The organism is Micromonospora sp. DT201, assembly GCF_049841575.1.
GTDB lineage: Bacteria > Actinomycetota > Actinomycetes > Mycobacteriales > Micromonosporaceae > Micromonospora.
On record NZ_JBNCKP010000004.1, the window covers coordinates 344596 to 366706 of the forward strand.

Sequence of the window (22111 nt, forward strand, 5' to 3'; positions counted from 1 at the left end):
TGATGCCACAGGGACAGCCGAGCACCGTGCCTGCCGACGGGTTGACCACCCGACAGCGGCGGCATCGGCCACTACTGATGGTCCATACCGGTCAGATGAAGGGGAAGTCGACCGCGGCCTTCGGGTTGGCGTTGCGGGCCTGGACGGCCGGGCTGCCGGTCGGGGTGTTCCAGTTCGTCAAGAGCGCCAAGTGGCGAGTGGGGGAGGAGAACGCCTTCCGGGCACTCGGCGAGGTGCACGAGCGCACCGGCCAGGGCGCACCGGTCGCCTGGCACAAGATGGGCGAGGGCTGGTCGTGGATCCAGCGCGGCGGCGACGCCGACCACGCCGCCGACGCCCTGGAGGGCTGGCGGCAGATCCAGCGGGACCTGGCCGCCGAGCGCTACGGGTTGTACGTGCTGGACGAGTTCACCTACCCGATGAAATGGGGCTGGGTGGACGTCGACGAGGTGGTCGCCACACTGGCCGACCGGCCCGGCTTCCAGCACGTCGTGATCACCGGCCGGGACGCCGACCCGCGCCTGGTCGCCGCCGCCGACCTGGTGGCCGAGCTGACCAAGGTCAAGCACCCGATGGACGCCGGCCAGAAGGGCCAGAAGGGCATCGAGTGGTGAACGTCCCCGCCGGTCCGTGGCCGCTGCCTCGGGTGGTCGTCGCCGCGCCGGCCAGTGGCCACGGCAAAACGACAGTGGCCACCGGGCTGCTCGCCGCGCTGCGCCGTCGCGGCCTGACGGTCAGCCCGCACAAGGTCGGCCCGGACTACATCGACCCCGGCTACCACGCGCTCGCCGCCGGCCGAGCGGGCCGCAACCTCGACCCGTTCCTCGTCGGGGCCGAGCGGATCGCCCCGCTGCTGCGGCACGGCGCGAGCGTCCCGACGCCCGCCGACATCGCCGTGGTGGAGGGTGTCATGGGGCTGCACGACGGCGCGGTCGGCCGCCGCGACTACGCCTCCACCGCGCACGTCGCCCGGCTCATCGAGGCACCCGTGCTGCTGGTGCTGGACACCACCGCGCAGGGTCGCTCGGCGGCCGCGTTGACGCTGGGCATGGCCGCGTTCGACCCGGCCGTACGCATCGGCGGCGTGATCCTCAACCGGGTCGGCTCGCCCCGACACGAGACGCTGCTGCGCGACGCCCTCGCCGAGGTGGGGGTGCCGGTGCTCGGGGCCGTCACCCGTGCCGCCGAGGTCGCCGCGCCGGCCCGACACCTCGGGTTGGTGCCGGTCGCCGAGCGGGCACCCGAGTCCCTCGCCATCGTCACCGCGCTCGCCGAACTGGTCGAGGCCACCGTGGACCTCGACGCGGTGCTCGACCTGGCCCGCACCGCCCCACCGCTGACCACCCCGGCGTGGGACCCGGTCACCGCCGTCGGCGGCCCAGCCGACGCCGGGCGGCCACTGGTCGCGCTCGCCGGTGGTCCGGCTTTCACCTTCTCGTACGCGGAGACCGCCGAACTGCTCGCCGCAGCCGGCGCGGACGTCGTCACCGTCGACCCGCTGCGCGACCCGGCACTGCCCACCGGCACCCGCGCGGTGGTGATCGGCGGCGGCTTCCCCGAGGCGTACGCCGAAGCGCTCGCCGGCAACGCCGCGCTCCGCGCCGAACTGGCCGACTTCGACGGGCCGATCGTGGCCGAGTGCGCCGGGCTGCTCTACCTCGGTCGGTCCCTGGACGGCGTACCGATGTGCGGCCGGCTGGACCTCACCGCCCGGATGAGCGGCCGGCTCACCCTCGGCTACCGCGAGGCGGTGTCCGTCACCGACTCCCCGGTGGCTCGAGCCGGCGAGGGCGTACGCGGCCACGAGTTCCACCGCACGACCACCGACCCGCAGCACGGCGAGGCGCCGGCGTGGCGCTGGAACGACGCGGAGCACGGCTTCGTCGCCGGTCGAGTGCACGCGTCCTACCTGCACACCCACTGGGCCGGTCACCCCGACGCGGCCCGCCGGCTGGTCGAGGCGTGCCGATGAGCGCCGACGATCGGCGGGCCGCCGCAGCGCACTCCGGGTCGACCGACGTCACGCTGACCGGGGTGGGTGTCGGCCCGGGCGACCCGGAACTGCTCACCGTCAAGGCGGTGCGGGTCCTGGGCGAGGCCGACGTGGTCTTCGTACCCGTGATGGCGGACCGGGCCGAACCCACCGCGACCGCCGGTCCCATCCCGCCGGGCGCGGACGCCGGGCGGGCCGAGCGGACCGTGCGGTCCTACGTCGCGGCGGACCGGCTGCGCCGGCTGCCGTTCGCCCTGGACGACCGGGGTGGGGTGACTGCCCGCCGCGCGGCGGCCTGGGACGACGCGGCCCGGGTGGTGGTCGAGGCGATCGACGCGGGCGCGCGGTCCTTGGCGTTCGCGACCATTGGCGACCCCAACGTCTACTCCACATTCGGCTACCTGGCGCAGAGCGTCCGGGCGCTGCGCCCGGGGGTGCGGGTGGCGACCGTGCCCGGAGTCACCGCGATGCAGGAGCTGGCGGCGCGCAGCGGCACCCCGCTCTGTGAGGGACGCGAGCCGCTGACCCTGCTGCCGGCCACCGCCGGCCTGACGCTGTTCGCCGACGCGCTCGCCGGGCCGGGCACCGTGGTCGTCTACAAGGGGTGGCGGCGGCACCCGGGGCTGCTCGCCGAGCTGCGCCGACAGGGGCGGCTCTCCGACGCGGTGCTCGGGAGCAGCCTGGGGCTGCCCGGTGAACGAATCGGCCCGGTCGACGACGCCGAGCACGACCTGCCGTACCTGTCGACGCTGCTGGTCCCGGCCCGCCGCGACCACCGAGGAGGAAAACTGTGACCAGCCACGGCAAGGTGTGGTTCGTCGGTGCCGGCCCCGGTGCCGCGGACCTGCTGACCCTGCGGGCCGCCCGGGTGATCGCCGAGGCGGACATCGTGATCTGGGCGGCCAGCCTGGTGCACGCCGACGTGCTCACGCACGCCCGCCCCGGCGCGGAGATCATCGACTCGTCACAGCTGCCCATCGAGGGCGTGCTGCCGCTCTACGAGCGGGCCGCCGAGCAGGGCCTGACCGTCGCCCGGATCCACTCCGGTGACCCCGCTCTGTGGGGCGCGGTGCAGGAGCAACTGGACCTGTGCCGGGCGCTCGACCTGGCCGTCGAGATCGTCCCCGGGGTCTCCTCGTTCACCGCCGTCGCGGCAATCGTCGGGCGGGAGCTGACCGTGCCCGAGGTCGCCCAGTCGGTGATCCTCACCCGCCTCGAAGGCGGCAAGACCCCGATGCCGCCCGGCGAGCGGGTCCGCGACTTCGCCCGGCACGGCACCACCATGGCGCTGTTCCTCTCCGCCGCCCGCTCCGGGCAGGTGCAGGCCGAGCTGCTGGCCGGCGGCTACCCGGAGGACACCCCGGCCGTGGTGGCGTACCAGGCGACCTGGCCGGACGAGCTTGTGGTGCGCTGCACGGTCGGCACCCTGGAGGCGACGGTCAAGCAGCACAAGCTGTGGAAACACACCCTGTTCCTGGTCGGGCCGGCCCTCGCAGCCGAAGGCACCCGTTCGCACCTCTACCACCCCGGGCACTTCCACACCTTCCGGCGGGCCGAGCCGGCCGCCCGTGCCGAGCTGCGCCGCCAGGCTGGTGCCCGTAGCGGGGGGACAGCCACACCGGGGCACACACCATGACGTACGCCGAGCCGCCGCTGCGCGAGCCGGACCTGCCGCGTACCGCGAAGGTCCGGCCCACCGCACTGCGTACCGGCTGGACGACAGGCGCCTGCGCGACGGCGGCGGCGAAGGCCGCGATCACCGCCCTGGTCACCGGGGAGACCCAGCCGGAGGTCGAGATCGGTCTGCCCGCAGGGCGGCGGGTGCGCTTCCCGGTGGCACGGTGCGAGCTGACCGGCACCCCACCGCTGCGGGCCGAGGCGGTGGTGGTCAAGGACGCCGGGGACGACCCGGACGTCACCCACGGCGCCGAGCTGACCGCCACCGTGGACTGGACCGACGTCCCCGGGCTGCGGCTCGCCGGTGGTGCCGGTGTCGGCACGGTCACCAAGCCCGGCCTCGGGCTCACGGTCGGTGGCCCGGCGATCAACGACACCCCGCGTCGGATGATCGGCGAGGCGGTGGCCGAGGTGGTCGACCTCACCGAAGTCGGCGTCCGCGTGGTGATCAGCGTGCCCCGAGGCGAGATCATGGCCCGCAAGACCACCAACCGACGGCTCGGCATCCTGGGCGGGATCTCGATTCTCGGCACCACCGGGATCGTCCGACCCTTCTCCACCGCGTCCTGGCGGGCCAGCGTCGTACAGGCCGTGCACGTGATGGCCGCCCAGGGCGAGCAGACCGTGGTGCTCTGCACCGGTGGGCGAACCGAACGGGCGGCCCGCGCGCTGCTGCCCGACCTGCCCGAGGTCTGCTTCGTCGAGGTCGGCGACTTCACCGGTGCCGCGGTGACAGCCGCCGTGGGCGACGCGATGACCGGGGTGGTCTTCGTCGGAATGGCCGGCAAACTGGCCAAACTCGCCGCCGGTGTGCTGATGACCCACTACACCCGTTCCAAGGTGGACCTGTCCCTGCTCGGCGCGGTGACCGCCGAGGCCGGTGGCGACCCGGCGCTCGTCGCCGCCGTGACCGAGGCGAACACCGGGCGGCACGCGTACGAGCTGTGGGAGGCCGCCGGACTGCTCGCCCCGGCCGGCGACCTGCTCTGCCAGCGGGTACGCCAGGTGCTGCGACGCTTCGCCGGACCGACGGTCACCGTGGACGTGGCGATGGTCGACTTCGCCGGAGCGCATGTCGTCGCCTCGTCCGGCCGGTGGCCGCGATGACCGGCGTGGACCCGGTGACCCGGGTGCCGTCCCCGGTGACCGTGGTCGGTCTGGATGCCGCGGGCGCCCCGCCGCACCCCGCTCTCGCGCCGGTGCTGGCCACCGCCGGACTGGTGGTCGGGGCCGCCCGGCACCTGGCCGCGGTGCCCGTACCGGCCGGTGCCGACACCGTCGCCCTCGGGCCGCTCGCCTCCGCCCTGCACCGGCTGGCCGAGGCCGTCGCCGCCGGGGTGCCGGCCGTGGTGCTGGCCAGCGGGGATCCCGGGTTCTTCGGCATCGTCCGGCGACTGCGCGCGGCCGGGCTGCCGCTGCGGGTGGTGCCGGCGGTGTCCAGTGTGGCTGCCGCCTTCGCCCGTGCGGGGCTGCCCTGGGACGGCGCCGCCGTGGTCACCGCGCACGGGCGTGACCCTCGACCGGCCCTGAACGCCTGCCGGGCGCTGCCGTTGGTCGCGGTGCTCACCGCACCCGGCGCGGGTGCGGCCGAGTTGGGCGCCGGCCTGATCGGCTGGCCCCGCCGCCTGCTGGTCGCCGAGCACCTGGGCACCGACGCCGAACGGATCCGCGAGGTGACCCCCGAGCAGGCCGCCGCCGAAACCTGGTCCGACCCGCACGTCCTGCTCAGCCTCGCCACCCCTGACCCCGCCGAACCCGCACCAGCACCTTGGGTCGCGCCCGGCGGGATGCGGTCCGACAATCAGCCGGCTGCCGCGCCGGCCGGTGGATGGGCCTTGCCGGAGACCCGGTACGCCCACCGCGACTCCATGATCACCAAATCGGAGGTGCGTGCCCTCGTCGTCGCCCGACTGCGCCCCCGGCTGGGTCGGCTGGTGTGGGACGTCGGTGCGGGCAGCGGCTCGGTCGGCATCGAGTGTGCGCTGCTCGGCGCGGCCGTGCTCGCCGTCGAACAGGACCCCGGAGCCGGCGCGACCATCCAGGCCAACGCGACCGCGCACGCCGTGACCGTCCGGCTCGTCACCGGACGAGCCCCGCAGGCGCTGGTCGGCCTGCCCGAGCCGGACGCGGTGTTCGTCGGCGGTGGCGGTGCCGACGTCCTCGCCGCCGTGGTGGCCCGCCAGCCCGAGCGGGTGGTGCTCACCCTGGCCGCGCTGGACCGGGTCGCACCGGCCGTGGGCCTCCTGCGCACCGCCGGCTACACGGTCGAGGGCAGTCAGCTCTCCGCCGCCCGCCTCGCCGACCTGCCCGGTGGGTCGATCCGTCTCGCGGCCACCAACCCGGTGGTCGTCCTCACCGGGGAGCGCCCGTGAACGACCAGAACCCGCACACTCGCATCGGTCTGGTGGCGGCCACCGCCGCCGGCCGACGGCACGCGCACAGCGTCGCCGCCGCCTGGCCGCATGCCCGGCTGATCGAGGGGGAGACCGTGGCCGACGCGCTGCGGACCGCCTGGGCGGAGTGTGACGCCGTGGTCGCGTTCCTGGCCACCGGCGCCGTGGTGCGGATCCTCGCGCCGCTGCTCGGCGACAAGCACAGCGACCCGGCCGTGGTGGTCGTCGACGAGGCGGCACAACATGCTGTGGCACTGCTCGGCGGGCATGCCGGCGGCGGAAACAAGCTCGCCGAGCAGGTCGGCGCACTGCTGGACGCCCGACCGGTGATCACCACCGCCACCGACGCGGTCGGCCTGCCGGGGCTGGACACCCTCGGCTGGCCCATCGAGGGCGCGGTCGCCGCGGTGTCCCGGGCCATCCTGGACGGCGAGACTGTCCAGCTGATCACCGATGCCCCCTGGCCGTTGCCCGCCCTGCCCCCGAACGTCCACCCACAGCCCGCCGCCGAGCCCGCCGCCGAGCCCGCTGCCGACAGCGGCGCCGAGCACGGCGTCGGTTACCGGCTGCTGGTCACCGACCGGGTGGTGCCGCTGGACGAGCGGACCGCCGTGCTCCGGCCCCCGTCGCTGGTCGCCGGCGTCGGCGCGAGTCGGGGCGTACCCGCCGCCGAGGTGGCGGAACTGCTGCACCGTGTGCTGGCCGAGGCCGGCCTCAGCCCGGCGAGCCTGCGCTGCCTGGCCAGCGCCGACGTCAAGGCCGATGAGGCGGGCATCCTGAGCACCGCCGACGCGATCGGCGTACCCCTGGTGACCTGGCCGGCGACGCAGCTGGCAGCGGTCGACGTGCCGCACCCCAGCGAGGTGGTCCGCGCTGCGGTCGGCACACCGAGCGTGTCGGAGGCCGCGGCCCTGCTCGGCCCGGCGGGCCGTCCGGGCGACGCCACGCTGCTGGTGGGAAAGACCGCGACGGCGATGGCCACCGTGGCGGTCGCCAGGCACGCGCCGCGCGGCCGGCTGGCCGTCGTGGGGCTCGGGCCGGGCGCCGCCGACCTGCGCACCCCCCGCGCGGTCGCCGAGCTGCGGCGCGCCGCCGTGGTGGTCGGCCTCGACCAGTACCTCGACCAGGTCCGTGACGTGCTCCGCCCGGGCACCCGGGTGCTCTCCAGCGGGCTGGGCGCGGAGGAGGCACGGGCCCGCGCCGCCGTCGCCGAGGCCGTCGCCGGCCAGGCAGTCGCGCTGATCGGATCCGGCGACGCCGGGGTGTACGCGATGGCCAGCCCCGCCCTGGAGTACGCCGACGAGCGGATCGACGTGGTGGGCGTGCCCGGAGTGACCGCGGCGCTGGCCGCCGGCGCGCTGCTCGGCGCCCCGCTCGGCCACGACCACGCCTACCTGAGCCTGTCCGACCTGCACACCCCTTGGGACGTCATCGAGCGGCGGGTGACCGCAGCTGCCGAGGGTGACTTCGTGACGCTGTTCTACAACCCGCGTAGCCGGGCGCGTGACTGGCAACTCGGCAAGGCGCTCGGCATCCTCGCCGCGCACCGACCACCGGACACCCCGGTCGGTGTGGTGCGCAACGCCAGTCGTCCTGGCGAGCGCGTGCACCTGGCGACCCTGTCCACTCTCGACCCGGCCGTGGTCGACATGTACAGCGTCGTGGTGGTCGGCAGCAGCGACACGAGGTTGGTCGCCGGTCGGATGGTCACACCCCGGGGGTACCGGTGGCGATCGTGACCATCGGCGCCTGTCAGGGCTGCGGCGCCTGCCTGCTCACCTGCCCCACGCACGCGATCCGGCCGGTCGCTGGCGGCCTGACGGTCCGCGCCGACCGCTGCACCGGATGCCTGGAATGCCTGGAGATCTGCCCGGTCGACGCGATCCGCGTCGCCGATGCCCCTGACGCGACCCGCGTCGACGATGCCACTGACGCGACCCGCGTCGCCGAGCCCGACCCTTCTGGAGGAACCCGATGAGCCGGGTGGTGCACCCGATCGAGGTCGAGTCGTACCGCATCCTGCGGGAGCGGGTCGACCTGTCGCACCTGCCGCCGCTGAGTCGGGCGGTGACCGAGCGGGTGGTGCACGCCAGCGCCGACCTCGCGTACGTCGAGGAGTTGGTCTGCGACGAGGCGGCCCTGGAATCGGGGCTGGCCGCGTTGCGCGCCGGCGCGCCGGTGGTCACCGACGTGGCGATGGTCGCCGCCGGCATCACCCGGGCCGGCCTGGAGCTGGTCTGCCCGGTCGCCGAGCCGGCCGCCGCCGAGCTGGGCCGCTCGGCCGGGATCACCCGCTCGGCGGCGGCCGTGCGGATCGCGCTCGACCGGGTCGGCCCGGGCGCGGTCTGGGTGGTCGGCTGCGCGCCGACCGCGCTTGTCGAACTACTCACCCTGGACGCCGCGCCCGCGCTGGTCGTCGGCCTGCCGGTCGGCTTCGTGGGTGCCGCCGAATCGAAGGCGGCACTGCGGGCCAGCGGCCTGCCCGGGGTGTCCAACGTGGGCGAGAAGGGCGGCTCGGCGGTCGCCGCAGCCGCCCTCAACGCCCTGCTCTACGTCGAGGAGAAGTCATGACCGGGTTGGTCATCGTCGGGCACGGTACGCGCAGCGCGGCCGGGGTCGACCAGTTCGCCGCGCTGGTGGAGCGGGTCCGTCGTCGCGGTGACGTCGGTGACGGCCGTGCCGTCGGTGATGTCGGTGACGGCCGTGCCGTCGGTGACGTCGAAGGCGGCTTCATCGAGCTGTCCCGCCCACCGCTCACCGACGCGGTCGGCGCGCTCGTCGCGCGCGGGCACCGGGCGCTTGTGGCGTTGCCGTTGGTGCTCACCGCCGCCGGGCACGGCAAGGGCGACATTCCCGCCGCGATGGCGCGGGAGCAGGAGCGTCACCCCGGGCTGACCTACCGCTACGGCCGCCCGCTCGGCCCGCACCCGCTGCTGCATGACGTCCTTGAACAGCGCATCGACGCGGCGCTGGCTGGTGCCGGCCGGGCCGACACGGCACTGTCTGGTGCGGGCCGGGCCGACGCGGCGCTGTCTGGTGCCGACCGGGCTGCAACGGCGGACCGGGCCGACACGTGGGTCGCGCTGATCGGTCGGGGGTCCACCGACCCGGACGCCAACGCCGAGGTGGCCAAGGTTGCCCGCCTGCTGTGGGAGGGGCGCGGCTACGCCGGCGTCGAACCGGGGTTCGTCTCCCTCGCGTCTCCGTCCGTGCCGGCGGTGCTGGAGCGGCTGCGCCGGCTCGGCGCGCGGCGGATCGTCGTCGCTCCGTACTTCCTGTTCGCCGGGGTGCTGCCCGACCGGATCGTGGCCCAGTCGGCGGAGTTCGCCGCCGCCCACCCTGAGCTGGATGTGCGCGTGGCCGACCTGATCGGCGACTGCGACGAGCTGGCCGATCTGGTGCTGGAGCGCTACGCCGAGGCGCTGGGCGGGGACATCCGGATGAACTGCGACACCTGCGCGTACCGGGTGCTGATGCCCGGCTTCGCCGACAAGGTGGGCCGCCCGCAACGCCCGCACGACCACCCCGACGACCCGGTGGGCCACCACCACGGCCACGACCACCACGGCCACGACCACCACGGGCACGACCACCACGGCCACGGCTCGGTCGCCGTGGTCGGCGGCGGGCCGGGACCCGACGACCTGATCACGGTACGGGCAAAGGCGCTGCTCGACGCCGCGGACGTCGTGGTGGCCGACCGGCTCGCCCCGCAGGGGTTGCTGGCCGGGCTGCGCCCCGATGTGTTGGTGGTCGACGCCGCGAAGGTGCCCCGTGGCCTGTCGATGGCCCAGGAGGCGATCAACGAGGCTCTGGTGTCGCACGCCCGCGCCGGCCGTCGGGTGGTCCGGCTCAAGGGCGGCGACCCGTACGTCTTCGGACGCGGTCACGAGGAGGTGCAGGCCTGCCTGGCGGCCGGTGTGCCGGTGACGGTGGTCCCCGGGGTGAGCAGCGCCTTCGCCGCGCCAGCCCTCGCCGGTGTGCCGGTGACACACCGGGGCGTGGCGCACGACGTCACAGTGGTCTCCGGGCACCTGCCGCCCGGGCACCCCGACTCGCTTGTCGACTGGGCGGCGCTGGCCCGAGCCCGGGGCACCGTCGTGCTACTGATGGCCGTCGACACCATCGCCAAGATCGCGGCTGCGCTGATCGAGCATGGCCGCGCCCCGGAGACTCCCGTGCTCGCCGTGCAGGACGCCGGGCAACCCCACCAGCGGTCGGTGCCCGCCCGGCTGGACGAGATCGGCGCGATCGCCGCCCGGGAGGACATCCGCCCGCCCGCCGTCTTCGTCCTCGGCCCGGTGGTCGCCGTTGCTACCACCGGGCCTACGGACTGACGACTACTCGCTGCGGGCGGTCTCCGGGCCGGTGATGCGCTCCAGCAGGGGCAGGGTGGAGGCGATGATGCCGAGGCAGGCTGCCAATCCGACGACGACGATCACGTAGAAGCGTGGCTCCGGTGCGATGAGCGTGTAGTCCATCTGCGCCTGAAGGAACAGGTGCGCGGCGAGGAGGCCCATCCCGATGGCGACCGCGGCGACGGCGAGCATCGGTACGGCGCTCTCCAGCGTGACCACCCGGCGCAGGACCTGCACCGGCGCCCCGCTCAGGCGCAACAGGCTGAACGGTCGTTTGCGCTCGGTGAGACCGCCGATCACGCTGACCGCGAGGCTGCACCCGCCGAGGGCGAGGCTGGCGATGATGACGACGTTCGCCAGTTGCTCCCAGCCGCGCAGCGTGTCGGCGAAGTCCGACTCGAAGTCGCCGGGCACGTTCGGCCCCACCCAGAAGGTCGGGAAGGCGACCTCCAGCACCGTGCGGGTGTGCTCGATGGCGGTGGTGGAGCCGTCCGTGCCGACGACCACCGACACCACCGGAAGCCGCTGGAGTTCGTCGAGGGTGAGCGACGCGGCGGGCCAGACCGTCGCGGGCGACGCTGATTCTCGCCAGCGGCTGAGGCCCACCGGTACCTCGATGACGTTCGCGCCCTCGGCGCACCGGCCGTACGTGCTCGGCAGGTCGGTGCACGCGATCACCCCGACCTCGCTGGAGTCGGTCACCACCGGGTTCTCGCGGATGGCGGTCGTGGACCGTACGCCGGCGATCGCGTCCAGCTCGGCGAACAGGGTGTCGGGCACCGACGGCACCTTCTCGTCGAAGACGGTGTTCACCGTGCCCGCATCGGTCGAGCCGACCGGCGCCGGGCCGCGGTTCGCGACGATCGTCGTGATCACGCCGACGGCCACGCTGGTCACGAAGAGCGCGAGCATGATGCCGCTGATCGCCCGGAAGCCGGCCTTCGGGTTGTCGGCGAGCCGGCGCGCGGCGATGAGCGTGGCCGGGCGGTTGGCGTACCGGGCCAGGACGCGGGCGCCGACCATCGTCAGCCACGGGCCGGCGAGGACCAGCCCGGCCATGATGAGCAGCAGGCCGGGCAGGAACACCGCAGTCTGGCCGTCGGACGTTTCCGGCTTGGAGCCGATGGCGAAGAACAGCACGCCGACGCCGAGCGCCATCGGGATCAGCCGGTACGCGCGCGGCGCGCGTGGGGTGACCCGCCGGGTGACGCCCAACGGCGAGATCCGTACGCGGCGCAGCGAGACCTGGGCCGCCAGCGCCGCGCCGGCCGGCACGCCGAGCGCCACGAGCAGGGTGTCCAGCACGCCCAGGGACATGTCACTGGGGAAGAACGGCATGCCGGTGAACGGGATGCCCGCGAGCGGATCGCGGAAGGCGTAGAACAGGCCGAAGCCGACGGCGGTGCCGGCGACGGCGGCGGCGGTCGCCTCGACCGCGGCGACGATCGCGATCTGCCGGGGTGTCGCGCCGACCAGGCGCATCGCGGCGAAGCGCTGCTCCCGGCGGGCGGCGCTGAGCCGGGTGGCGGTGCCAATGAAGATCAGCACCGGGAAGAGCAACCCGCCGGCGATCACACCCAGGATGAGGTTGACGGTGGTCTCAGGGAGGGCGGGGGTGTCGCCGACGCTGGTGACCTGCTTCGCGGCCGGCAGTTTGGCGACCTCGTCGGGGGTGCCGCCCGCGACGACGAGCAGGGTGTCCGGCGAGGTCAACGCGGCCGGCCCGACGGTGCCGAGGTCACGCCCCGGGTAGCGGTCGCCCAACTGGTCGGCCGGGTGGCTGGCCAGCAGATCGCGCATCGCGGGCGAGGCGTAGTACTCACCCGGCCCCGGAATGGTCGGGACACCGACCGGGGCGGGCGCGCTCGGACCGGTCGCGGCGACGTCGATCCGGATGATCTGCCTACCGTGGAAGTAGTCCTGCCGGGTCGACCACCACAGGGGGTCGGCGTCCCCGGCCGATGCGTTGGGGTACATCGACGCGTACCGGGTGAGTTGCGCGTTGACGGCATTGACCCCGGCGAGAGTGGTCAGCAGGAGCCCGGCGCCGACCGCCACGGCGGCGGCGATGATGACCAGGCGGGTGAGCGCCTCACGGCCGCCGGCCACGGCGAGGCGAAGCCCAAAGCCGATCATGATGCGATCCGGTCCGGCGCGTTCACGTGCCCGTCGCGGACCATGACCTCACGGTCGGCGTACGCCGCGATCCTTGGCTCGTGGGTGACCAGGATGACTGTGGTGCCCTGGTCGCGGGCGGCGCCGACCAGCAGGTCCATGACCTGCTCGCCGGTGAGTGAGTCGAGCGCGCCGGTGGGCTCGTCGGCGAAGAGGACCTGCGGCTCGGCGACCAGGCCGCGGGCGAGGGCGACACGTTGCGCCTGCCCGCCGGACAGTTCACCCGACCGGCGCTGCTCCATGCCGTCGAGGCCGAGGCGTTCGAACCAGGCGTGCGCCCTGCGCAGCGCCTGCGTCCGGCGCACACCGCTGAGCAACAGCGGCAGGGCAACGTTTTCCACCGCGGTGAGTTCGGGGACGAGCTGGCCGAACTGGAACACGAAGCCGAAGCGGTCGCGGCGCAGACTGCTGCGCTGGGTCTCGGCCATAGTGTCGACCCGGGCCCCGTCGAAGAGGATCTCGCCGGAGTCGGGCACGAGGATGCCGGCCAGACAGTGCAGCAGGGTGGACTTGCCCGAGCCGCTGGGGCCCATGATGGCGAGGATCTCGCCCGCGTCCACGGCGACGCTGGCACCGCGCAGTGCGGGCGTCTGGCCGAAGGAGAACGTCACGTCGCGTGCTTCGATCACGACGCTCATGGCCGCACCTCCTTCCGCAGGGCGTCCAGCCGGGCGCTGGTCATCTCAATCCACCGAAGGTCCGCCTCCAGGTGGTAGAGGCCGTGGTCGGCGAGCAACGCGTCGACCAGGCTGCCGGCGCGCTTGATCTCGGTGAGGTCGCGCATCCGTTGCAGGTGCGCGCTGCGCTGGGTGTCGAGGTATTCGGCGGCGGGGCGGTCCAGCATCAGCGCGAGCACGACCTTGGCGAAGAGCACCGTCTGCAGGTGCGGCTCCGGCTCGACCGGATCGACCAACCACTGCTCGACCTCGGTCGCGCCCAGGTCGGTGATGATGTAGCGCTTGCGGTCGGGGCCGGACCCGGGGGCGACGTCGCTGATCACCACCTTGCCGTCGCGGGCCAGTCGGCTGAGGGTGGAGTAGACCTGGCCGAAGGGCAGCGGCTTGCCGCGGCCGAAGAAGGCGTCGTAGTCGCGCTTCAGGTCGTATCCGTGGCTGGGCTCCCGTTCGAGGAGGCCGAGAAGTGTCAGTGGCACGCTCATGCCAGGAGACTACCCTGAGGGTATACCTCGCGTATATACCTTCAGTATCTTGTGTGCGGTCAGCCCGCCAGGACGCCGGCCAGGGCGTAGCCGACGGTGGCCGCGGCGAGCCCGGCGGCGACGCTGATCAGGACGTTGGCCAGCGCGAGAAGCCGGTTACCGCCCTTGGCCAGCCGCAGCGTCTCGTAGCTGAACGTGGAGTAGGTGGTCAGCGCCCCACAGAACCCGGTGCCGAGCAACGCGCTGACCGCCGGACCGGCCGGCAACCCGACGAGTACGCCGAGCAGCAGCGACCCGACCACGTTGACGGTGAGCGTGCCCCAGGGAAACGCCGAGTCGTGCCGGGACTGCACCGCCCGGTCGGTGAGATAGCGCAGTGGCGCGCCGACGGCCGAGCCCAGGACGATGAGCAGGACGGTCATCGGGCTGTCCTCCGCCGAAGCAGTCCGGCGGTGGCGGCGTCGCCCAGCCCGACGGCGACAAGTGCCCCGAGCACCGTCGTGGCCAGGTACGCCAGCGCGATGCCCGGGGCGCCCGCGACAAATGCCTGCTGGACGTCCACCGCGTAGGTGGAGAAGGTGGTGAAGCCACCCAGTACCCCGACCCCGAGGAATGGCCGAGCCAGTGGGTGGCCACCGCCGAGGTGCCCGAGCACCGCCATCAGCACGCCGATCAGCAGGCAACCGGACAGGTTGATGCCGAATGTCGCCCACGGGAAACCCGTTGGCGGGTGCGGGGCGGCGTGTTGCAGGCCGGCCCGGGCCAGCGCGCCGAGCACCCCGCCGGCGGCGATCGTGGCGAGAATCGTCGCGGGGCGCGCTGGCAGCTCGCCCCGGTCAGCGGGGACGCGCAGGTCGACGTCGGGGTCGGTACGTGGCTCGAGCGGCTCTGGCACGGGTCCCTAGCGTAGTGCCGGCGACGGCGGCTTCAGCGCACCGCCGCGATGGCGTCGGGGCCGCCCTGCCACACCGTGCCGACCTGGGTGAAGCCGGCAGCGGTGAGGGCGGCCAGGTGCCAGGAGGTCGGCGGGTTCCACTCCGGGCTGTGGGTGCGCAACTCGCCGCGCAGCCCGCAGGCCGGCCCGACAGCAGGGGTGACGGCGGGCGTACGGTACCCGCAGCCCCCACCGGGACCGCCGTGCCAAGGAGGCAAGCGATGCAGGACCGCACCCCTCGTCCGGAGGAGTTGGAGCCGATCGAGCGCGCCGGCGTCGACGAGCTGCGCGCCCTGCAACGCGAACGGCTGCGCTGGTCGTTGCGGCACGCGTACGACAAGGTGCCGCACTACCGCCGCGCGTTTGACGCCGCCGGTGTGCACCCCGACGACTGTCGGGACCTCGACGACCTGGCCCGCTTCCCGTTCACCGGCAAGGCGGAGCTGAGGGACAACTACCCGTTCGGCATGTTCGCCGTCCCCCGGGAGCAGGTTGCCCGGCTGCATGCCTCCTCCGGCACCACTGGCCGGCCGACCGTGGTCGGCTACACCCGCGACGACCTACGCACCTGGGCGGGACTGATGGCCCGGTCGATCCGCGCCTCCGGCGGCCGTCCGGGTGACCGGGTGCACGTCGCGTACGGCTATGGGCTCTTCACCGGCGGTCTGGGCGCGCACTACGGGGCCGAGGAGCTGGGGTGCACGGTCATCCCGGTCTCCGGCGGCATGACCGAGCGTCAGGTCATGCTGATCCGCGACTTCGAACCCGAGGTCATCATGGTCACGCCCAGCTACATGCTGGCAATCGTGGATGAGATGCACCGCCAGGGCGTCGACCCCCGCAACACCTCGCTGCGGGTGGGCATCTTCGGCGCGGAGCCGTGGACCGAGGACATGCGCCGGGAGATGGAGCAGCAGCTGGACATCCACGCGGTGGACATCTACGGGCTCTCCGAGGTGATGGGCCCCGGCGTGGCCACCGAGTGCGTCGAGACCAAGGACGGGCTGCACCTCTGGGAGGACCACTTCTACCCGGAGATCATAGACCCGGTCAGCGGGGCGGTGCTGCCCGACGGCGAGCAGGGTGAGCTGGTGTTGACGTCGCTGACCAAGGAGGCGATGCCGGTCGTGCGCTACCGCACCCGGGACCTGACCCGGCTGCTGCCCGGCACCGCCCGTCCGATGCGCCGGATCGAGAAGATCACCGGCCGGACCGACGACATGATGATCGTGCGTGGGGTGAACATCTTCCCCACCCAGATCGAGGAGCTGATCCTGCGGACCCCGCAACTGTCGCCGCACTTCCAGTGCGTCCTCGATCGGCAGGGCCGGTTGGACAGCCTCACGGTCCGGGTGGAGCAGCGGGCCGGGGTCGCCGTGGACGCCGCCGAGCGGGCCGGCGCGACACTTGTCGAGCTGGTGAAGAACACCATCGGCGTGAGCGTGGCGGTCGACGTCCTCGCCCCGGACGCGGTGGAGCGGTCGGTGGGCAAGATGCGCCGCATCGTCGACCAGCGCCGCGCTGGCTGAACGGCTGGCCGACCCGGATCGGTGGCAGCTCAGCAGGGCGGTGCTCGGTGTGTCGAGTCGCTCACCTGCCAGCGATCATCGGGGCACCCGATGTCGTCGCCGTCGGCATAGGATTCGGTCCATGCGAGTGCTGGTGGTCTCCGCTCCGCTGGTCGGGCACGTCTTTCCGTTGGTGCCGCTCGCGGCCGCGCTGCGCGACTCCGGCCACGACGTGCTGCTGGCCACCGGTGGTGGTGGTCTGGCCGCCGCCAAGGCCGGCCTGTCGGTGCACGACATCGCGCCGGGCTTCGACTTCGGCCGGATCGCGCGGCGGGTCCTTGCCCGGCATCCGCTGATCGCCCGTGCCGAGATGGCCGGCACCGCCGGCACCCGGGGCGCCGGCCTGCTCTTCGGCGCGCTCAACGACCAGCTCACCGACCCGGTGGTCGCGCTGGCCACCGAGTGGCGCCCGGATCTGGTGCTGCACGAGCCGTTCGCGGTCGCCGGGGCGGTGGCCGCGGCCCGGCTGGGCGTGCCAGCGGCCCGCCAGGAGAACTCCCTCTTTGACGGCCGGGAGCTGGTGCGCGCCACCACCGCCCGACTCGGTCCCGCGCTGCGTCGGCACGGGCTGACGGAGTTGCCGCCGCCGGCCGCCGCCCTGGCCGTGGCCCCGCCCAGCGTGGCCACGCAGGACGGCTGGCCGATGCGCTACTCCTCCTACGTCGGCGGCGGCGAGTTGCCGGGCTGGCTGCGTGAGCCGGGTGACCGGCCCCGGATCCTGGTCACCCGCAGCACCCTGACCGGCCCCGGTGACCGGGGGCCGATGCCCGCCGTGGTGGCCGCCGCGGCCCAGGTGGACGCCGAGATCGTGCTGGTCCGACCCGACGAGCGGTCGGCTCGTTCGTTGCCCCCCAACGTGCGGGTGGTTGACTGGATCCCACTCGACGAGGCGTTGCCGGCGAGCGCGGCGCTGGTCCACCACGGCGGCGCGGGCAGCGCCCTCGGCGCCCTCGCGGTCGGGCTTCCCCAGCTGGCCACGACGGGTCCGGGGGACCGGCGGCACAACGCCGAGCTGGTGGCCCGCCGGGGGGCTGGTCTGGCGCTGCGCCCCCGGGACATCACCGCGCAGGCGCTGACCCAGCTTCTCACCGACGACCGCCTCCGCACCGCTGCCGGGCAGGTCAGCCGCGAGATGGCCGCGATGCCGCCACCGGCCGACCTCGTCGCCCGGCTGGCGGCGCTGGTCTGACGTTCGCCCCCGCGTGGCCACACCGGACGGACGGTCGGCTGCGGCAGGATGACGTGATGCGACACGTCGTGCTGTTCCATTCGGTGTACGGGCTGCGGCCCGCCGTGCGCGCCACCGCCGACCGGCTCCGCGCCGCCGGCCACCGGGTCACCACCCCCGACCTGTACGGCGTCCCGGCCACCGACTCGGTCGAGGAGGGCTTTACGCTGCTCGACAAGATCGGCCAGGAGGTGGTGCTCGACCGGGCCCGGGCGGTGCTGCGCGACCTGCCACCGGAGACGGTGCTCGCCGGCTTCTCGATGGGCGCGGGGGTGGCTGGGGCGCTGCTGGCCGAGCGCCCCGACTCGGCCGGCCTGCTCCTGCTGCACGGCACTGGCGGCGCGCCAGACGCGGTCCGGCCCGGGTTGCCGGTCCAGCTGCACCTCGCCGACCCGGACCCGTACGACGCGCCGGACGAGATCGACGAGTGGCAGCAGGCGTTGACCGACGCGGGTGCCGACCTGACGGTGTTCCGCTACCCCGGCGTGGGCCACCTGTTCACCGACCCGGACCTCGACGAGTACGCCCCGGACGCCGCTGCGGCGACCTGGAAGCGGGTCCTCGATTTTCTCACCGACCGCTGAGCGTTTCGATCGGCGGCCTCACCGGGCGACGCAAGCTCGGGTCATCCGCAACGATGAGCCCATGTCGCTCGTCGCCATGTGGCCGGTCCTCGGGATGCGGGTCCAGACACCGGCCGTGGAACTGTTCGTCCCCGATGGGGAGGCGCTTGTCCACGTCGCCCGTCTGGCCGCACAGGGGATCTACGATCCGCAGAACCAGTACCTGCCCCGTACACCGGTAGGCGGCTGGGAGGATGTCGACCCTCCGGAGGCCGAACGCCGGTTCCTGCGCTATTACTGGGCGGCCTTCGCCGACTGGCGGCCCGACCGGTGGAATATTCTCCTTGCCGCGAAAGTCGGCAGCGACATCGTGGGTGTGCAGGAGATCGGTGCCCAGGATTTCGCGCTGACGCGGACGGTCTCGACTGGGTCCTGGGTGGGTCGGCAGTATCAGGGTGCCGGGCACGGCACGGCCATGCGTGAGGCCGTGCTGCATCTCGCCTTCGCCGGCCTGGGCGCCGAGCGCGCGGACACCGCTGCCTGGACGACCAACCGTGCGTCGCTTGGCGTCTCCCGCGCGCTCGGTTACCGCCTTAACGGAACGACCACCCGAGCAGCCGAGGGCAGGCGGTTGGAACAGGTCAACCTGACCCTCAGCCGCTCGGACTGGCGCGGCCCGTCCGAGGGGTTCGTCATCGCCGGTCTTTCGGCGGAGGCACGGACGATGGTGGGGGCTTAGCTGCCCGCCAGGTCGCGACCGTACGACACCTCTCGTCCGATATCGTGGCGCGTTACTCAAGATCTTCGACTGGGTGGTGGCGATGACGACGACAGCCTTCGATGATCATGAACGGTCGCGCTGGGCCGGGCGGGCGGCGTCGTACGACCGCAGCTTCGCCGCGCTCTGCGCCCATCCCGCACCATCGTTGTTGGACGCCGCTCGGGTCGGCGCCGGCAGGCGAGTACTCGATGCCGGCACTGGTTCCGGGACCGTCGCCAGGTTGGCGTGCGCTCGCGGCGCCACCGTGGTCGCCGTCGACGCCGAGCCCACCATGGTCGAGCTGGCGCGCAGCCGGCTCCCGTCCGCCGAAGAGGTCCGCCTCGCTGCGCTGCCACATCTGCCGTTCCCCTCTGGGCGCTTCGACGCGGCCGTCGCGAACTTCGTGATCAATCATGTGGGCGATCCGCTGGCCGCGATCAGCGAACTCCGACGGGTCGTTCGGCCGGCAGGTCGGATCGCGGTGACGATCTGGCCCTACCCACCGCCCGAGGCCCAGCGGCTCTGGGGTGACATCCTCGATGCCGCAGGGGTCGAACGTCCCACCGCTACGCCGAGCGTGGACGCGGACAGGGACTTCCCGCGTACTCCCGAGGGGTTTGCGGGTTTGCTCGACGTCGCCGGGCTCACCGACGTGCGCTGCGACACGATCACCTGGGTGCATCGCACCGACCCCGAGGCGTGGTGGAGCGGCCCTGCCAACGGCATCAGCAAGCCAGGTCTGCTGATGGAGGCCCAGCCGCCGGACATGATCGCCCGCATCCGTGCCGCGTACGACGAGCTGACCGCCGCCTATCGTGGCGCGGACGGCCTGCTCGCCTTGCCGACCGCGGCGCTGCTGGCGTCGGCGTCGGTGCCGTAGAGGTCGCGGCGATCGGTGGCAGCTCAGCAGGGCGGCGCTCGGCGTGTCGGATTGCTCAGCTGCCAACGATCAAGGGGCGGACCCTCAGGCAGAGGCGGCCAGGTTCTGCGGCCGACGGGTCGACGGCGGGCGAGGTGCGGCGCGCACCGGTCCGGGCGGAGCGCCGACACCGGCACGCGCGCCCGGTCCGGCTGCCCCTGGCACGGCAGGCACTGCACGGATCGCCACCGGGGACCGGTCGACGTCCGAGGGCCAGTGACCGCCTGCATTGGCCCGCGCCGTGGACACCACTGCGGCCTGGGTCACCACTGCGACCGGGGTCGGCGGCACGTCACCGGCCGACGCGACAGCTCGGAGCCGGCTGGATCCCGGCGGACGGTTGGTTCCTTGAGTCAGCGCGGCTGGCGGAGTCGCCGTCGTCGGGGTGGGGACGCGTCGGCGCGGCGGGCCGGATCGCGGCGTTGGAGCCAGCGCCACGAAGACGCCGTCGAGGCGGCCGGCCTGGGAGCGAACGGCATCGAGGCGTACGACGTCGGTGGACCGCGCGGTCGAGGCACTGACGACCGCACCGACGGGGTCGACGGCAGCACGGTCCGGCAGGACGGCGTCCGGCTGGACGGTGTCCGGCTGAACGGTGTCGAGGCGCGGGGGTTCGGCGGCCCGGCGGGCGAAAAGGCCCCGCAACGCGCGGGGCAGTCGATCGGCGGCGACCTGGCGCAGCGCGGGCGCGGCGAACGCGTACCCGTCGATGCGGTGGGAGAGCAGCAGCCCGGCGGTGACCAACCCGCGTAGTGCCGGTGCGGAGCGGCCGGGAGCCCAGCCGAGTGCCCGGTCGACTGTCGCGCCGGAGATCACGCCGCCGAGGATGCCGGCGACCATCAGGACCGCTCGTCGCTCACCGTCGAGGTGGTCCAACTCGGCGCCGACAGCCCGGCGGACCGCCTCGGGCAGCGGGAGCGCCACCAGGTCGGCGCCATCCATGATCGACGCCACGTACATTGCCGCGTGCCCGGGCCGGCCACCCACCAGCGGCAGCAGCCGGTCGACCAGGGCCACCGGTTGACCGGCCCGGGTCAGCAGGTAGCGCAGCAGCCGCCCGGACTGCACGGTGGCCAGCGGGCCGATCGTCACCCGTCGGGCCGGGCCGGGGCGGGTGTCGGTCCACTGCGGTTGGTGCAGGGTGAGGATGGCCAGCGGCAGTCCGCGCGCCGTCGCCGCGTTGAACAGCGCATGCAGGAACCGACTCACCGCCGGCCCCGCCCGGTCCACGTCGTCCACCGCGATGATCAGCGGCCGGTGCGCGGCCAGGCGCAGCAGGACCTCCCGGCAGATCGCCGCGCCTGCCAGCGCCGCGGCCGAGCCGTCCGGGATGCTCAGCAAACGCTGTAGCGCCGGGACCGCCGTCGCGACCCGGGTCGGCGGAAACAGCGGCGTCAGGGCGGCGACCAACCGGTCGTGGACCACCGCCGCGCCGTCGCCGTGCCGCACCCCGGCGACGTCGCGGAGCAGCTCGGCGACCGGTGCCAAGACCTGATCGGGGTACGGCTGGCAGGTCGCCACACACCAGCGCACCGGCACCCCGTCCACCGTGGTCAGCCCATGGGTCAACTCGTGCAGCAGGCGGCTGCGGCCACTGCCGGTGGGGCCGACCAGGGAGACCCAGCGCGGGTCTCGCTCGCGGATGGCCCAGCTCAGTTGGTCGCCGATGGCGGCCAGCTCGCGGCGGCGACCGATCAGCGGGCCGTCGTGCTGGTCGGCGCCAGGGCGTACCGGACCGACGGCGTGCCAGACCGGCATCGGCGGCACCCGACCTGCGACCGGTACCGGTGTCAGCTGACGCTGGGTGATGAGGCCGGCGGTGGCTCGGGCGGTGGCCGCGCAGAGTGCGACCGCGCCGGGTGGCGCGTACTCCTGCAGGCGCGCCGCGGTGGTGATCACCGCGCCGCTGGCCACGCCGTGCCCGCCGCTGACCGCACCGCCCAGGTCGACGACGACCTCGCCGGTGGCGACGCCGACGCGAACCCGCAGGTTGATGTCCCCAACGATGGACCGGCGGTCCAGAGCGGCCTGGATCTCAAGTCCGGCGCGCACCGCCCGGTACGCGTCGAAGCCGTCGGAGTGCCGGGCGCCGAAGAGCGCCATGACCGCGTCGCCGACGTACTTCTCGACCACCCCCTGCCAGCGGTGCAGCACGCCGGCGACGGTGTCGAAGTAGACCCGCTGCAATGCTCGGACGTCCTCCGGGTCGAGCCGGTCCACCAACGCCGTGGAGCCGACGATGTCGGCGAAGAGCACGGTGACGGTGCGTCGCTCCTCCGGCACCGGCCACTGCGGTGTCGTGGTCCGCTGCGTGTCGCCGACGATGATGCTCGTGGTCATGGGTGTCGCACCGACCCTTCTGCCCGCTCATGTCTGCTGACCTC

General features: G+C 73.7%; 22 protein-coding genes. 15 read left to right on the top strand and 7 right to left on the bottom strand.

Annotated features, from left to right (window positions below):
- Positions 1-2: 2 nt before the first annotated feature.
- From cobO to cobA, 10 genes are read left to right on the top strand one after another with little or no spacing between them, the layout of a single operon-like run.
- Positions 3-614 carry a cob(I)yrinic acid a,c-diamide adenosyltransferase gene (cobO, locus tag ACLQ28_RS11070; protein ID WP_425686126.1) on the top strand — a complete coding sequence of 204 codons (612 nt, stop codon included), beginning with the start codon at positions 3-5 and terminating at the stop codon, positions 612-614.
- Entirely contained in the window at positions 611-1972 is a 1362-nt protein-coding gene (locus tag ACLQ28_RS11075; RefSeq protein ID WP_425686261.1) for a cobyrinate a,c-diamide synthase, read from the top strand. The genes cobO and ACLQ28_RS11075 overlap by 4 nt, the downstream gene beginning before the upstream one ends.
- Complete coding sequence (gene cobI, locus ACLQ28_RS11080; protein WP_425686127.1) at positions 1969-2787, top strand: precorrin-2 C(20)-methyltransferase; 819 nt, start codon at positions 1969-1971, stop codon at positions 2785-2787. Before ACLQ28_RS11075 ends, cobI begins: the two co-directional genes overlap by 4 nt.
- Positions 2784-3629, top strand: a complete 846-nt coding sequence (gene cobM / locus ACLQ28_RS11085) for a precorrin-4 C(11)-methyltransferase (RefSeq protein ID WP_425686128.1) — start codon at positions 2784-2786, stop codon at positions 3627-3629. Before cobI ends, cobM begins: the two co-directional genes overlap by 4 nt.
- Positions 3626-4777, top strand: coding sequence for a cobalt-precorrin-5B (C(1))-methyltransferase (locus ACLQ28_RS11090; protein ID WP_425686129.1), 1152 nt, complete (start codon positions 3626-3628; stop codon positions 4775-4777). Before cobM ends, ACLQ28_RS11090 begins: the two co-directional genes overlap by 4 nt.
- On the top strand, positions 4774-6042 hold the full coding sequence (gene cbiE, locus ACLQ28_RS11095) for a precorrin-6y C5,15-methyltransferase (decarboxylating) subunit CbiE (protein WP_425686130.1): 1269 nt from the start codon (positions 4774-4776) through the stop codon (positions 6040-6042). The genes ACLQ28_RS11090 and cbiE overlap by 4 nt, the downstream gene beginning before the upstream one ends.
- On the top strand, positions 6039-7802 hold the full coding sequence (cobJ, locus tag ACLQ28_RS11100) for a precorrin-3B C(17)-methyltransferase (RefSeq protein WP_425686131.1): 1764 nt from the start codon (positions 6039-6041) through the stop codon (positions 7800-7802). Before cbiE ends, cobJ begins: the two co-directional genes overlap by 4 nt.
- Positions 7790-8041 (top strand): DUF362 domain-containing protein, encoded by a 252-nt coding sequence (locus tag ACLQ28_RS11105; protein ID WP_425686132.1) that lies wholly within the window; start codon positions 7790-7792, stop codon positions 8039-8041. The genes cobJ and ACLQ28_RS11105 overlap by 13 nt, the downstream gene beginning before the upstream one ends.
- Positions 8038-8634, top strand: coding sequence for a precorrin-8X methylmutase (locus ACLQ28_RS11110; RefSeq protein WP_425686133.1), 597 nt, complete (start codon positions 8038-8040; stop codon positions 8632-8634). The genes ACLQ28_RS11105 and ACLQ28_RS11110 overlap by 4 nt, the downstream gene beginning before the upstream one ends.
- Entirely contained in the window at positions 8631-10400 is a 1770-nt protein-coding gene (gene cobA, locus ACLQ28_RS11115; protein ID WP_425686134.1) for a uroporphyrinogen-III C-methyltransferase, read from the top strand. Before ACLQ28_RS11110 ends, cobA begins: the two co-directional genes overlap by 4 nt.
- 3 nt (positions 10401-10403) lie before the next feature.
- Here cobA and ACLQ28_RS11120 read toward each other — a convergent pair whose 3' ends face one another.
- Genes ACLQ28_RS11120 through ACLQ28_RS11145 form a run of 6 tightly spaced genes read right to left on the bottom strand, consistent with a single transcriptional unit; the run spans position 10404 to position 14907 of the window.
- A complete protein-coding gene (locus ACLQ28_RS11120) occupies positions 10404-12557 on the bottom strand; it encodes an FtsX-like permease family protein (protein ID WP_425686135.1) in 2154 nt (717 codons plus the stop codon).
- Entirely contained in the window at positions 12554-13234 is a 681-nt protein-coding gene (locus ACLQ28_RS11125; protein WP_425686136.1) for an ABC transporter ATP-binding protein, read from the bottom strand. The genes ACLQ28_RS11120 and ACLQ28_RS11125 overlap by 4 nt, the downstream gene beginning before the upstream one ends.
- Entirely contained in the window at positions 13231-13755 is a 525-nt protein-coding gene (locus ACLQ28_RS11130) for a PadR family transcriptional regulator (RefSeq protein WP_425686137.1), read from the bottom strand. Before ACLQ28_RS11130 ends, ACLQ28_RS11125 begins: the two co-directional genes overlap by 4 nt.
- Before the next feature lie 59 nt (positions 13756-13814).
- A complete protein-coding gene (gene crcB / locus ACLQ28_RS11135; protein ID WP_425686138.1) occupies positions 13815-14177 on the bottom strand; it encodes a fluoride efflux transporter CrcB in 363 nt (120 codons plus the stop codon).
- Positions 14174-14650, bottom strand: a complete 477-nt coding sequence (locus ACLQ28_RS11140; protein WP_425686139.1) for a fluoride efflux transporter FluC — start codon at positions 14648-14650, stop codon at positions 14174-14176. Before ACLQ28_RS11140 ends, crcB begins: the two co-directional genes overlap by 4 nt.
- Before the next feature lie 32 nt (positions 14651-14682).
- A complete protein-coding gene (locus tag ACLQ28_RS11145; RefSeq protein WP_425686140.1) occupies positions 14683-14907 on the bottom strand; it encodes a hypothetical protein in 225 nt (74 codons plus the stop codon).
- 3 nt (positions 14908-14910) lie between these two features.
- Here ACLQ28_RS11145 and paaK point away from each other — a divergent pair, with 3 nt between their 5' ends.
- The 5 genes from paaK (at position 14911) to ACLQ28_RS11170 (ending at position 19688) form a co-directional block, all read left to right on the top strand.
- Positions 14911-16218: a phenylacetate--CoA ligase PaaK gene (gene paaK, locus ACLQ28_RS11150; protein ID WP_425686141.1), complete on the top strand. Its 1308-nt coding sequence runs from the start codon at positions 14911-14913 to the stop codon at positions 16216-16218.
- 121 nt (positions 16219-16339) lie between these two features.
- The gene (locus ACLQ28_RS11155) at positions 16340-17446 is read left to right on the top strand and encodes a nucleotide disphospho-sugar-binding domain-containing protein (RefSeq protein WP_425686142.1); all 1107 of its coding nucleotides are present in this window, start codon (positions 16340-16342) and stop codon (positions 17444-17446) included.
- 56 nt (positions 17447-17502) lie between these two features.
- Complete coding sequence (locus ACLQ28_RS11160; protein ID WP_425686143.1) at positions 17503-18069, top strand: dienelactone hydrolase family protein; 567 nt, start codon at positions 17503-17505, stop codon at positions 18067-18069.
- Between the two features lie 61 nt (positions 18070-18130).
- Positions 18131-18787: a GNAT family N-acetyltransferase gene (locus tag ACLQ28_RS11165; RefSeq protein ID WP_425686144.1), complete on the top strand. Its 657-nt coding sequence runs from the start codon at positions 18131-18133 to the stop codon at positions 18785-18787.
- 82 nt (positions 18788-18869) lie between these two features.
- Positions 18870-19688 carry a class I SAM-dependent methyltransferase gene (locus ACLQ28_RS11170; RefSeq protein WP_425686145.1) on the top strand — a complete coding sequence of 273 codons (819 nt, stop codon included), beginning with the start codon at positions 18870-18872 and terminating at the stop codon, positions 19686-19688.
- Positions 19689-19772: 84 nt separating this feature from the next.
- Here ACLQ28_RS11170 and ACLQ28_RS11175 read toward each other — a convergent pair whose 3' ends face one another.
- Positions 19773-22067 carry an adenylate/guanylate cyclase domain-containing protein gene (locus tag ACLQ28_RS11175; protein WP_425686146.1) on the bottom strand — a complete coding sequence of 765 codons (2295 nt, stop codon included), beginning with the start codon at positions 22065-22067 and terminating at the stop codon, positions 19773-19775.
- Between the last annotated feature and the right edge of the window lie 44 nt (positions 22068-22111).

Coding starts and splice junctions, on each gene's coding strand:
- ACLQ28_RS11170 (WP_425686145.1), top strand. CDS start 18,870: ATGACGACGACAGCCTTCGATGATCATGAACGGTCGCGCTGGGCCGGG.
- cobI (WP_425686127.1), top strand. CDS start 1,969: ATGAGCGCCGACGATCGGCGGGCCGCCGCAGCGCACTCCGGGTCGACC.
- ACLQ28_RS11130 (WP_425686137.1), bottom strand. CDS start 13,755: ATGAGCGTGCCACTGACACTTCTCGGCCTCCTCGAACGGGAGCCCAGC.
- crcB (WP_425686138.1), bottom strand. CDS start 14,177: ATGACCGTCCTGCTCATCGTCCTGGGCTCGGCCGTCGGCGCGCCACTG.
- cobA (WP_425686134.1), top strand. CDS start 8,631: ATGACCGGGTTGGTCATCGTCGGGCACGGTACGCGCAGCGCGGCCGGG.
- ACLQ28_RS11160 (WP_425686143.1), top strand. CDS start 17,503: ATGCGACACGTCGTGCTGTTCCATTCGGTGTACGGGCTGCGGCCCGCC.
- ACLQ28_RS11120 (WP_425686135.1), bottom strand. CDS start 12,557: ATGATCGGCTTTGGGCTTCGCCTCGCCGTGGCCGGCGGCCGTGAGGCG.
- ACLQ28_RS11155 (WP_425686142.1), top strand. CDS start 16,340: ATGCGAGTGCTGGTGGTCTCCGCTCCGCTGGTCGGGCACGTCTTTCCG.
- ACLQ28_RS11175 (WP_425686146.1), bottom strand. CDS start 22,067: ATGACCACGAGCATCATCGTCGGCGACACGCAGCGGACCACGACACCG.
- cobO (WP_425686126.1), top strand. CDS start 3: ATGCCACAGGGACAGCCGAGCACCGTGCCTGCCGACGGGTTGACCACC.
- ACLQ28_RS11110 (WP_425686133.1), top strand. CDS start 8,038: ATGAGCCGGGTGGTGCACCCGATCGAGGTCGAGTCGTACCGCATCCTG.
- cbiE (WP_425686130.1), top strand. CDS start 4,774: ATGACCGGCGTGGACCCGGTGACCCGGGTGCCGTCCCCGGTGACCGTG.
- paaK (WP_425686141.1), top strand. CDS start 14,911: ATGCAGGACCGCACCCCTCGTCCGGAGGAGTTGGAGCCGATCGAGCGC.
- ACLQ28_RS11165 (WP_425686144.1), top strand. CDS start 18,131: ATGTCGCTCGTCGCCATGTGGCCGGTCCTCGGGATGCGGGTCCAGACA.
- ACLQ28_RS11125 (WP_425686136.1), bottom strand. CDS start 13,234: ATGAGCGTCGTGATCGAAGCACGCGACGTGACGTTCTCCTTCGGCCAG.
- ACLQ28_RS11090 (WP_425686129.1), top strand. CDS start 3,626: ATGACGTACGCCGAGCCGCCGCTGCGCGAGCCGGACCTGCCGCGTACC.